This window comes from Streptomyces sp. CO7 (assembly GCF_053474865.1).
The window spans coordinates 1219536-1230780 of sequence record NZ_JBRIOU010000002.1 but is presented as its reverse complement, the minus strand read 5'-3'; the positions used below and the strand labels follow the sequence as shown (position 1 = coordinate 1230780).

The window sequence follows — 11245 nt, the reverse complement described above, 5'->3', positions numbered from 1 at the left end:
GTGCTCCACCTCTCGTGCGGGGTGCGGGGAATGCGTTCGTCCGCCACCGTCCCGAGCCCCGGGGAACGGGGGCAAGGGCGCCCCCGGGAGAACTGTGCCGTCGCCCAGCACCGCCGCCCCCGGCACGACGGGGGCACAGCCCGTCGTGCCCCGCAGGCACCGTTTCAGTTCTTGCGGAACCGCTCGACCGCCCGCTGGATCTCCTCCCCGGTGGCGGTGGACGCCTGGGCCCAGGACTCGAACTCCAGCGTCGCGCCGAAGTCACCGGTCCTGGCGATGCCCACCGCCCGCTTGATGTCCCGCACCAGCGCCGGGTCCACGGCGGCCCATCGCCCGGCCATGTCGTGCGCGGCCGCGACCGGGTCCTCGGCGACGCGCAGCGCCACCCCTTCCCGCACCGCGGTCTCCGCGTCGAGCGTGCCGCCGTCCAGCAGCAGGGCGAGGGCCTTCTGCGCCCCCAGCGCGTCGACCAGGAACCAGGTGCAGCCGCCGCCCGGGTGGAGTCCGATCCGGGTGAACGTCGCCGCGAACCGGGCGTCCGGGCCGGCCACCCGGACGTCGCAGGCCATCGCCAGGTTGAAGCCGGCGCCCACGGCGGGCCCCTGCACCGCGGCGACGGTCGGAATGCGCAGCGCCCGCAGGCTGAGGAAGCTCTCGTACACCCGGTGCAGGTGCTCGCGCACCTCGGCGACCGGCCGGCCGGCGTCCCCGAACAGCGCGGGCAGGTCGGCCCCGGCGCAGAAGGCGGATCCGGCTCCGGTGACCACCAGGGTCCGGGCGCGTGGGTCGCCGGCCACCGTGGCGACGGCCTCCCCGAGTTCCCGGCACATGGTCTCGTCGAGACAGTTCCGGCGGTCCGGGTCGTCCAGTGTCAGCGTCCAGCGGCCCTCGTCCTCGACCAGGTCGACCTTCGTCATCCGCGCCCCTTCCTCGGTTCGCCCGGCCGGTGCCGGGTGCTCGGAACCTACCGTCCGCCCGTTCCGCCCGGCGCGGCCGGGTGGACGTGCCTTCCGCCTCCCCGCGCCGTCACCCGGTCGTCCCGCAACCGCCTTCGACGGGCGGTCTCCCGCCGAAGGCGCTCAGCGTGCGTTCCAGCGCGGGAAGCGCGCGGACCACCTGGCGGGAGCGGATCAGCAGGTCCCAGGCGGGCTCGAACTTCTTCCAGCCGCCCGCGTAGGCCAGGTGCCGGAGCCGCTCCGGGCGACCCGGCTGCGCGGCGGCGCCGCGCCAGATGTTCGACCAACGGTAGAAGTCCCGGTAGGCCCTCCAGTACCCGTCCTCGAGCTGTCGGGCGGTCATGCCCCGCGGCTCGTGGACCACGTGCCGGGTGTCGTACAGGTCCCAGTCCCGGTGCAGGATGCGCCCCTCGCCCTCCAGCTGCCGCCATAGCCCGGTGGACGGGTAGGGAGTCATGATGTGGAAGGTGGCCGTCTCGATCCCCTGCTCGACGGCCCAGGCGACCGTGCGGTCGAAGACGTCCGGACCGTCCTGGTCGAGGCCGAAGACGAAGCTCGCGTTCACCATCACGCCGACGTCGTGCAGCCGACGGACCGCCGCCGCATAGTCGGCTCCGATGTTCTGGTTCTTGCGCCGCTCGGCGAGGTTCGCCTCGTTGACCGTCTCGAAGCCGACGAACAGCGAGCGCAGCCCGGCGTCCACGGCCTTCTCCAACAGCCCCGGCTTGAGGACCGAGTTGACGGTGGCGGCGGCCTGCCACAGCCGCCCGGTCCCGGCCATCCCGTCGAACAGGGCCTCGGCGAAGCGCCGGTTGCCGAAGAGGTGGTCGTCGAGGAAGTAGAGGTGGCGGCCGGGCAGCCGGTCGATCTCCGCCAGGGCGTCGTCCACCGCCTGCGTGTAGAAGGATCTGCCGCCCTCGAAGAAGGCGTCCTTGTAGCAGAAGTCGCAGTGGTGCGGGCATCCCCGGGTGACCACCAGGGAGTTGGGGACCAGGTACAGGTGGCGCTTGATGAGGTCCCGGCGGACAGGAGGCAGCCCTTCGAGGGTTCGCAGCCGTGAGTCGTAGCGGCGCGCGGGCGTGCCTTCGCGGAAGTCCGCGAGGAAGACCGGCCAGGTGTCCTCCCCGGGTCCGGTGAACACGGTGTCCGCGTGCGCGGCCGCCTCCTCGGGCAGCGAGGTGACGTGCAGGCCGCCCATGGCGACGTGGACGCCGCGCGCCCTGAAGTGGTCGGCGATCTCGTAGGCGCGCCGCGCGGAGGTGATGTAGGGCTGGACCACCAGGAGGTCCGGACTCTCCAGGGCCTCCAGGTCGATCCGTTCGACGTGCTCGTCGAGCAGGGTGACCTCGTCGTCAGGGTCCAGATAGCCGGCCAGGGTGGCGAGCCCCAGGGGCGGGAAGAGCGAGTACTTGACGGGCCGGAACAGCGGGCTGGTCGCCTCGGTCAGTGCCGGGAGGATCATCGTCACACGCATGCCGGTCCAGAGGGCCGGAACCGTGCCGGTAGTTCCCGGTCCCCGCAGAAGGCGTCCCTGCCAGGCACTTCCGGGCCTTCTCATGATCCGAGTACGCTCGCCCTGCCCCACAGGCAGGGGTCCCGCGCCGACCGATGGAGAGCCCGATGACCACAGCGGACACGTCAGTCGACCCGGCGGAGGACGGCGCGCCGGCCCCCGTGCTCGCCTTCCGCGACGACGCGCTCGGCGCCGACGACATGGTCGGACTGCTCGCCCGGCTGAAGGGCGGCGAGGTGAGCGCGGAGGAACTGGCGCGGGCCGCGGCGGAGCGGATACGCGCCGTGGACGGCCGGCTCAACGCGGTGCAGACGGCGATCTTCGAGGCCGGGATCGTCTCCGCGCGGGCGGGCACGCGGGGGCCGTTGGCCGGCATTCCCACACTGGTGAAGGACAACACCACCTACGCGGGACTGCCCACCGGCAACGGCACGGCAGCCGCCGTCCCCGGCCCGGCCACCCGGCACGCCCCGTTCACCCGCCAGTTCACGGCCACCGGGATGACCGTGCTGGGCAAGACGCGGCTGCCGGAGTTCGGGTTCAACGCCAGCACCGAGTTCGAGGACGCCGAACCGGTCCGCAACCCGTGGAACACCGCGTTCTCCGCGGGCGGTTCCTCCGGCGGCAGCGCGGCCCTGGTCGCGGCCGGCGCGGTGCCGATCGCGCACGCCAACGACGGCGGCGGCTCGATCCGCATCCCGGCGGCATGCTGCGGCCTCGTCGGACTGAAGCCGACCCGGGGCCGCATGGCCGCCAACGAGACGGGCCGCAGCCTGCCGATCGACGTGGTCGTGGACGGGGCGGTCACCCGCACCGTGCGCGACACCGCCGCCTTCCTCGCCGCCGCCGAGCAGGCACGGCCCGCGGCGAAACTGCCGCCCGTCGGCCGGGTCGAGGGCCCCGGGGAGCGGCGGCTTAGCGTGGGTCTGCTCCTGGACTCCCCCACCGGCACGGTCACCGACGACGCGACCCGGGCCGCGGTCACCGCGACCGCCACGGTGCTCGAGGGTCTCGGACACCGGGTGGAGGAGTACCGGATGCCGCTGGACGCCCGTTTCGAGGAGGACTTCGTCACCTACTGGGGTCTGCTGGCCTTCCTCGCGGGCGCGACGGGGAAGCTGCTGATGGACCGGCGCTTCGACCGCCGCCGGATGGACGGACTCAGCCGCGGTCTGCGGGAGCGGTACCTGCGGCAGTGGCACGCGACGCCGGCCGTGCTGCGGCGCCTGCGCCGCTCGGCACGGGACGCCTACCAGGACTCCGCCGCCCGGTACGACGTGATCCTCTCCCCCGTCCTGGCGCACACCACGCCGCGGCTGGGGCACCTGTCGCCGTCCGTGCCGTTCCCGGAGCTGATCACGCGGCTGCGGACGTACGTGGCGTTCACACCGATCAACAACGTGTGCGGCAGCCCGGCGATATCGCTTCCGAGTCCGTCCCGGACGCCGGACGGGCTTCCGGTGGGCGTGATGCTCTCCGGCCGTGACGGCGAGGAGCGCACGCTGCTGGAGGTCGCCTACGAACTGGAGGCGGCCCGCGGCTGACCCGGCCGGGGCGCGGGACACGGGTGGCGTACCAGGACAGGCCGGGGTGGAAGGCCGCTGCGTACGCTGATGCCGCCCGGCCGGCCGCCCCGTCCCGCGCCCCGAACCGGGGCCGTCCAAGGAGCCGCACCACCATGAGCACGCACCGTTCCCCGGCCCGCGCGTCCGGCGCCGTGGCCGTCGCCGTCGTCGCCGCCCTGTCGCTGGCGTCCTGCGGCACCGACAACGTCTCGTCCTCGGGTCCCACGCCGACCGGCAGCCCGACCGCCTCCCCCTCGCCCACGGGCACCGGCCAGGCGCACGACGCCCAGGACGTGTCGTTCTCGCAGGGCATGATCCAGTACCACCGCCAGGCGATCGAGATGGCGGACCTCGCCGAGACGCGGGCCGAGTCCCAGGACGTCAAGACCGTGGCGCAGAACATCAAGCAGGAGAACCAGACCCAGATCGAGCAGATGAGCCAGTGGCTCACCTCCTGGGGCGAGCCGGTGCCCGAGGCCAGCCCGACCGGCACGGCGAGCCCCACCGGCACCGAGAGCCCGACGGACACGGAGAGCCCCACCGGCACGGAAAGTCCCACGGGCACCGAAAGCCCCACCGGGACAGGGAGCCCCACCGGCACGGAGAGCCCCACCGGCACGGAGAGCCCCACCGGGACGGAGAGTCCCACCGGCAGCCCCAGCCCCACCGGCGGGAACATGCCCGGGATGGCCACCCAGGAGGAGCTGGACTCGCTCCGCGACGCCACCGGCGCCGACTTCGACCAGCAGTTCCTCACCCTGATGATCGAGCACCACGAGGGCTCGCTCGAACTCGCCCGCACCGAGACCGAGCAGGGCGAGTACCAGCCGGCCAAGGACGCGGCCCGGTCGATCGTCGACACCCAGTCCCAGCAGGTCCAGGAGATGAAGCGGATCCAGAGCGAGAACCAGAACCAGTACTGAGGTGGCACAGGTCACATCCGCCTGATGTCACATCTCGCCGTCCTCCGTCCGTCGGTGTGGTGAAGCGTCCACACGATCCGGAGGAGACCGAGATGGAACCGCGTATGAACCCCTTCACCAGCCCGGTGGCGAGCAGCTTCGTCAAGCGCCTCGGCGCGGCCGGCAAGGTGGTGACCGACTCGTCGGTGCCGGTCCTCACGCAGGAGCTGGTGAAGATCCGCGCCAGCCAGATCAACGGGTGCGGGTTCTGTGCCGACATGCACACCAAGGAGGCCGTCGCGGCCGGGGAGAGCCACTCGCGGCTGCACCTGGTGGCGACCTGGCGGGAGGCGACGGTGTTCACCGAGGCCGAGCGGGCCGCCCTGGCGCTCGCCGAGGAGGGCACCCGCGTCGCCGACGCGGCCGGGGGCGTCCCGGACGAGGTGTGGGCCGACGCCGCGAAGCACTTCGACGAGGAGCAGCTCGCCGCGCTGGTGTCGCTGATCGCCCTGATCAACGCCTACAACCGGCTGAACGTGATGGTGCGCATGCCGGCCGGCGACTACCAGGTGGGCCAGTTCGGCTGAGCCGCACGCACCACTCCGGCCCGCCGCCGGGGACCGGCCGCCCCGCGCGACCCGCGCGGGGCGGCCGGCGCGTGCAGGGGATCGGAGGACCTGTGGGACCTGCGGATCTTTCGCCACCGGGCGGGATGGCCCGGCGGCCGGAAGTCGTCAGGTTTGGTGAAGGGACGCAGGGGCAACTGTGGCTTCCGGACCCGGGACCTCCCGTCCTCCCGGGTCCCCCGCGACGCCCTGCGCCGTGCGGCCGTCCCTGCATCACGGAGGTCCGTCGGTGAGCCCCGCCCCGATACCCCAGTTCCCTGCCGGAGCCACCGACGTGGCCGACGACCCGCAGATCGTGCGCCTGCGGCGCCGACTGGAACGGCTGCTCGGCGTGGCTGCGACAGAGGGGAACGAACTGGTCGCCCTGCGCAACGGCGACGAGATCTTCCCCGCGATGCTCGACGCCATCCGCACGGCCGAGCACACCATCGACATGATGACCTTCGTCTACTGGCGGGGACAGATCGCCCGCGACTTCGCCGCCGCGCTCAGCGAGCGGGCCCGCGAGGGTCTGCGCGTGCGGCTCCTGCTGGACGGGTTCGGCGCCAACCGGATCGAGAAGGACCTGCTGGACACCATGGACGACGCGGGCGTCGAGGTGGCCTGGTTCCGCAAGCCGCTGTGGCTGTCGCCGTTCAAACAGAACCACCGCTGCCACCGCAAGGTGCTGCTGGTCGACGAGACCGTCGCGTTCAGCGGCGGCGTCGGCATAGCCGAGGAGTGGGCCGGCGACGCGCGCGGTCCCAAGGAGTGGCGCGACACCCACGTCCGGCTCCGCGGGCCCGCGGTGGACGGGCTGGCGGCCGCGTTCGCCCAGAACTGGGCCGAGGCGCACGACGAGCTCTTCGACGACCGGGACCGCTTCCCGGCCCACGCCCAGCACGGCACCGCGGTGGTGCAGGTGGTCCGGGGGTCGGCGTCCATCGGCTGGCAGGACATGCAGACGCTGCTGCGGGTGATGCTCACCTCCGCCCAGCACCGCTTCCGGCTGGCCACCGCGTACTTCGCCCCGGACGCGTACTTCGTGGAACTGCTCTGCGCGACCGCCCGGCGCGGCGTGCAGGTGGAGGTACTGCTGCCGGGCCCGTACACCGACCAGCGGGCCTGCCAGCTCGCCGGCCAGGGCTTCTACACGCGGCTGCTGGACTGCGGCGTCTCGATCCACCAGTACCAGCCGACCATGCTGCACACCAAGATCGTGACCGTGGACGGGGTGGCGTCGCTGGTGGGCTCCACCAACTTCAACCGCCGTTCGCTGGAGCACGACGAGGAGGTCATGCTGGCGGTCCTGGACCGGGACTTCACGGCGACCCTCGACGCGGACTACGACGCCGACCTGGAGCGCAGCGTCGCCATCGACCGCAAGCGGTGGCGTCGCCGGGCGGCGGTGCAGCGGCTGAAGGAGGCCTCGGTCACCCCGATCCGCCGCTTCCTCTGACAGGTTCGCTTCTCGCAGGGCCTCCCGTCCCGCAGGGCCTCCCGTCCGCCCGACGGCTTCCACCGCGCGCCTCGCCCGCGCCCCGACGCGCGCCCGCCCGGACGCAACGCCCGCGTCCGCTCCCGGACCACGCGCGGCGCCGGGGGCCGCGCCCGCTCCGTCACCCGGCGCCTCCCCGCGCGCGGGTGACCAGGGCGGAGGGCCCCAAACCCGGCCGGGCATGGGACCGCGTTCTCGGGGGACCCGGATCCTCCGGCTCAGCGGAGAAGACGGCGAGGCCATGAACACTGTCGAACAGTCGATCGATGTCGAGGTCCCGGTCCACGTGGCGTACAACCAGTGGACCCAGTTCAAGACCTTCCCGCGCTTCATGGACGGAGTGAAGCGCGTCGAACAGACGCAGGCGGCGCTGACCCACTGGGTGATGCGCTACGGCGGGCGGACCGTCGAGTTCGACGCGGAGATCGTCGAGCAGGTGCCCGACCGGCTGCTGCGCTGGGAGGCCCTGGATCCGCCGCGTCACACCGGCACCGTGTCCTTCGAGTCGCTGGGTGAGGACCGGTGCCGGGTGACGCTGCGGCTGGAGGCCGAGGGCACGCCCCGGCTGAGGGACCGGCTGGGCGCGGCGCTCGGCCTGGTGACCCGTTGGGCCGAGGGCTCGCTGCGCTGCTTCAAGGAGTTCGTCGAGGGGCAGGGCCGCGAGACCGGCCACTGGCGCGGCGAGATCAGCGGGAGTCACGTGCGCCCGGGCACCCACCACCACAAGCCCCAGGTGCCGACCTGGCCGATCGGCTGACACCACCCGACCGAGGAGAGAACACGTGCAGAAGCCGTCGAGCGAGGAGAGCAGCGACGACCGCCTCGAGGTGACGCCCCCCAAGACCTGGGCCGCGGGCGTCCCGGCGGTGGTCCACGCGATGGAGTACTCCCTCTCCCAGACGTCGCCCCGCCGGACCGGCCTCACCCTGCTCAACCTGAACCAGGAGCCGGGCTTCGACTGCCCCGGCTGCGCGTGGCCCGACCCCGCGCCGGGGAAGCGCGCGATGAACGAGTACTGCGAGAACGGCGCCAAGCACACCAACGACGAGGCCACCTCGGCGCGGGTGACGCCCGAGTTCTTCGCCCGGTACTCCGTCGACGAGCTGGCCGCGAAGTCGGACCGATGGCTCAACCAGCAGGGCCGGCTGACCCAGCCCATGGTGAAGCGGCCCGGCGCGAGCCACTACGAGCCGATCAGCTGGAGCTCCGCCCTGGAACTGCTCGCCGACGAGCTGAAGGCGCTGGACTCCCCCGACGAGGCCGTCTTCTACACCTCGGGCCGCGCGAGCAACGAGGCCGCCTTCGTGCTGCAGCTGTTCGCCCGCGCCTTCGGCACCAACAACCTGCCCGACTGCTCCAACATGTGCCACGAGTCGAGCGGTTCGGCCCTGAGCGAGACCCTGGGCACCGGCAAGGGCACCGTCAGCCTCTCCGACATCCACCACGCGGACCTCATCCTCACCGTCGGCCAGAACCCGGGCACCAACCATCCCCGGATGCTCACGGCGCTGGAGGAGACCAAGCGGCGGGGCGGTCGCATCGTCGCGGTCAACCCGCTGCCGGAGGCCGGGCTGGCCCGCTTCAAGAATCCGCAGAAGCCGCGCGGCGTGGTGGGACGCGGCACGCAGATCGCCGACCGCTTCCTGCACATCAAGGTCGGCGGCGACCTGGCGCTGTTCCAGGCGCTCAACATGCTGCTGCTGGAGGCGGAGGAGGCCGCCCCCGGCACCGTGCTGGCGCACGAGTTCATCGAGTCCCACACCACCGGCTTCGACGAGTTCGCCGAGGACCTGCGCTCCTCCTTCTCCTGGCCGCGCGTCGAGGAGGCCACCGGCCTCACCCGCGCGGAGATCGAGGAGGTGCGCGACATGGTGCTGGAGAGCCGGCGGGTCATCGTCTGCTGGGCGATGGGCATCACCCAGCAGAAGCACGGCGTTCCCACCATCCGCGAGGTGGTCAACTTCCTCCTCCTGCGCGGGAACGTCGGCCGTCCCGGCGCCGGCGCCTGCCCGGTGCGCGGCCACTCCAACGTGCAGGGCGACCGCACGATGGGCATCTGGGAGCGCATGCCGGACGCCTTCCTCGACGCCCTGCGCGAGGAGTTCGGCTTCGAGCCGCCGCGCGAGCACGGCCTGGACTCGGTGAACTCCATCCGCGCGATGCGGGACGGGAAGGTCAAGGTCTTCCTCGGTCTGGCGGGCAACTTCGTGCGCGCCACCCCGGACAGCGAGGTCACCGAGGCCGCGATGCGGCGCTGCCGTCTGACGGCGCACATCTCCACGAAGCTGAACCGCTCGCACGCCGTGTGCGGCGAGACCGCGCTGATCCTTCCGACGCTGGGCCGCACCGAGCGCGACACGCAGGCCGGCGGGGAGCAGTTCGTCACCGTCGAGGACTCGATGAGCCAGGTCCACGCCTCGCGGGGCGTGCTGGAGCCGGCGTCGAAGCACCTGCTGAGCGAGGTCGCCATCCTGAGCCGGCTGGCCCGCAACACGCTGGGCGACAAGGTGCCGGGCGCGCGCTGGGAGCGGTTCGAGGCGGACTACGGCTGTATCCGCGACCACATCTCGCGGGTGGTCCCCGGTTTCGCGGACTTCAACACCCGTGTCTCGCGGCCCGGCGGCTTCAACCTGCCCAACCCCGTGAACCACGGCCACTTCCCGACCACGAGCGGCAAGGCGGTGTTCAGCCGCAACGAGTTCGAGGCGCTGAGCGCCCCGGAGGGCCACCTGGTCCTCCAGACGCTACGCTCCCACGACCAGTGGAACACGATCCCGTACACGAACAACGACCGGTACCGCGGCATCCACGGCTCGCGCCGGGTCGTCTTCGTCAACCCCGCGGACGTGCGCGACCTGGGGCTGGAGGAGGGGACGGCCGTCGACCTGGTCGGCGTCTGGCGCGACGGGGTCGAGCGCCGCGCCGAGAACTTCCGCGTCGTCCCCTATCCCACCTCGCGCGGGTGCGCCGCGGCCTACTACCCGGAGACCAACGTGCTGGTCCCGCTGGACAGCGTGGCCGACATCAGCAACACCCCGACGTCCAAGGGCATCGTCGTGCGTCTGGAGGCACGCGCACGCGACGGGGCCGAGGTTTTGACGGGCGCCGCGGCGGAGGGCGACGGCGCCGCCTGAGAAACCGGTTGCTCCCCTGGCGACGCCCGTTGAAGCATGGCGCCATGGGGAGCCGACCGGACAGCACCGCCACCGCACCCCCGCCCGCAGCGGGGGTGCGGTGTTCGTGGTGGGACGTTCCGCGGGGTGTGCTCGAGCAGGTGGAGGCCGGGCTCGGATCCCCGGTGGAGGACGCGGTGACCCAGGCGGGCGGCTTCTCCCCCGGCGTGGCGGCGCGGGTCCGCCTCGCGGACGGCAGGCGGTTCTTCGTCAAGGCGGTGGGCCCCGACCCGAACCCCGACGCCCCCGAGCTGCACCGGGCGGAGGCCCGGATCACCGCCGCCCTCCCGGCCGAGGCTCCCGTGCCGGAGCTGTTCCTGAGCCTGGACGTCGCCGGCTGGGTCGTCCTGGTCCTGGAGGACGTCGACGGCCAGACCCCCGCCCAGCCGTGGCGGCCGGACGAACTCGCCCGGGTCCTCTCGGCGGCGGATGCGCTGTCGGCGCTCCTCGACCCCTCTCCCCTGCCGGCGCCCTCCCTGGAGCAGGCCAGCGACGGCCAGTTCCGGGGGTTCCGCACACTCGCCGGGGCCTCCGGGGACGAGGGAGAGGACCTCCGGGCGCGGCTCGATCCGTGGGTCCGCCGGCGTCTGGAGCACCTCGCCGGTCGTGAGGCGGAGTGGGCGGCGGCCGCGGCCGGCACCGCCCTGGTCCACGGCGACCTGCGGGCGGACAACGTCCTGCTGACCGCCGACCGCGTGGTGTTCGTCGACTGGCCCTGGGCTGCGATCGGCGCCCCGTGGTTCGACGTGGTGGCCATGGGGCCGAGCGTCGTCATGCAGTCGGAGGATCCGGACGCCGCCGTGGTCCGCCTCGACCGGCATCTGGCCGGCCGGGGCGCCGATCCGGAGGACGTCACCACCGTGCTGGTCGCGGTCGCCGGCTACTTCCTGCACGCCTGCCTGCAGGCCCCGCCGCCCGGGCTGCCGACCCTGCGGGCCTTCCAGCGGGCGCAGGGGGAGGCGGCGTTGCGATGGCTGCGACGGCGTCCGGGCCGCTGGTAGGCCACGGTTCCGTCGGGCGGGCGGGCGTCAGA

The 11245-nt window shown here is 72.9% G+C and carries 9 protein-coding genes; 7 read left to right on the top strand and 2 right to left on the bottom strand.

Translation table 11 applies throughout. From position 1 onward, the window contains the following. Positions 1 to 164: 164 nt before the first annotated feature. Positions 165 to 917 carry an enoyl-CoA hydratase gene (locus tag ACOV8S_RS07535; protein WP_448316862.1) on the bottom strand — a complete coding sequence of 251 codons (753 nt, stop codon included), beginning with the start codon at positions 915 to 917 and terminating at the stop codon, positions 165 to 167. Between the two features lie 109 nt (positions 918 to 1026). Next, positions 1027 to 2430, bottom strand: coding sequence for a B12-binding domain-containing radical SAM protein (locus ACOV8S_RS07530; protein WP_448316861.1), 1404 nt, complete (start codon positions 2428 to 2430; stop codon positions 1027 to 1029). 146 nt (positions 2431 to 2576) lie between these two features. Between ACOV8S_RS07530 and ACOV8S_RS07525 the strand changes: the two genes are divergently transcribed. The 7 genes from ACOV8S_RS07525 (at position 2577) to ACOV8S_RS07495 (ending at position 11213) form a co-directional block, all read left to right on the top strand. Further along, on the top strand, positions 2577 to 4013 hold the full coding sequence (locus ACOV8S_RS07525; RefSeq protein WP_448316860.1) for an amidase: 1437 nt from the start codon (positions 2577 to 2579) through the stop codon (positions 4011 to 4013). 134 nt (positions 4014 to 4147) lie between these two features. Next, positions 4148 to 4957 carry a DUF305 domain-containing protein gene (locus tag ACOV8S_RS07520; protein ID WP_448316859.1) on the top strand — a complete coding sequence of 270 codons (810 nt, stop codon included), beginning with the start codon at positions 4148 to 4150 and terminating at the stop codon, positions 4955 to 4957. A 92-nt stretch (positions 4958 to 5049) separates the two neighbouring features. Continuing rightward, positions 5050 to 5523, top strand: coding sequence for a carboxymuconolactone decarboxylase family protein (locus tag ACOV8S_RS07515; protein WP_448316857.1), 474 nt, complete (start codon positions 5050 to 5052; stop codon positions 5521 to 5523). A gap of 283 nt (positions 5524 to 5806) precedes the next feature. After that, positions 5807 to 7000: a phospholipase D-like domain-containing protein gene (locus tag ACOV8S_RS07510; protein WP_448317390.1), complete on the top strand. Its 1194-nt coding sequence runs from the start codon at positions 5807 to 5809 to the stop codon at positions 6998 to 7000. A 280-nt stretch (positions 7001 to 7280) separates the two neighbouring features. After that, positions 7281 to 7796: an SRPBCC family protein gene (locus ACOV8S_RS07505; RefSeq protein WP_448316855.1), complete on the top strand. Its 516-nt coding sequence runs from the start codon at positions 7281 to 7283 to the stop codon at positions 7794 to 7796. 25 nt (positions 7797 to 7821) lie between these two features. Beyond that, positions 7822 to 10173 (top strand): FdhF/YdeP family oxidoreductase, encoded by a 2352-nt coding sequence (locus ACOV8S_RS07500; protein WP_448316854.1) that lies wholly within the window; start codon positions 7822 to 7824, stop codon positions 10171 to 10173. Between the two features lie 44 nt (positions 10174 to 10217). Next, on the top strand, positions 10218 to 11213 hold the full coding sequence (locus ACOV8S_RS07495) for a phosphotransferase family protein (protein WP_448316852.1): 996 nt from the start codon (positions 10218 to 10220) through the stop codon (positions 11211 to 11213). Positions 11214 to 11245 lie beyond the last annotated feature (32 nt).

What these genes read in the sequence shown, in the direction of transcription:
- ACOV8S_RS07535 (WP_448316862.1), bottom strand. Translation starts at nt 917, where the DNA reads ATGACGAAGGTCGACCTGGTCGAGGACGAGGGCCGCTGGACGCTGACA.
- ACOV8S_RS07530 (WP_448316861.1), bottom strand. Translation starts at nt 2,430, where the DNA reads ATGCGTGTGACGATGATCCTCCCGGCACTGACCGAGGCGACCAGCCCG.
- ACOV8S_RS07525 (WP_448316860.1), top strand. Translation starts at nt 2,577, where the DNA reads ATGACCACAGCGGACACGTCAGTCGACCCGGCGGAGGACGGCGCGCCG.
- ACOV8S_RS07520 (WP_448316859.1), top strand. Translation starts at nt 4,148, where the DNA reads ATGAGCACGCACCGTTCCCCGGCCCGCGCGTCCGGCGCCGTGGCCGTC.
- ACOV8S_RS07515 (WP_448316857.1), top strand. Translation starts at nt 5,050, where the DNA reads ATGGAACCGCGTATGAACCCCTTCACCAGCCCGGTGGCGAGCAGCTTC.
- ACOV8S_RS07505 (WP_448316855.1), top strand. Translation starts at nt 7,281, where the DNA reads ATGAACACTGTCGAACAGTCGATCGATGTCGAGGTCCCGGTCCACGTG.
- ACOV8S_RS07495 (WP_448316852.1), top strand. Translation starts at nt 10,218, where the DNA reads ATGGGGAGCCGACCGGACAGCACCGCCACCGCACCCCCGCCCGCAGCG.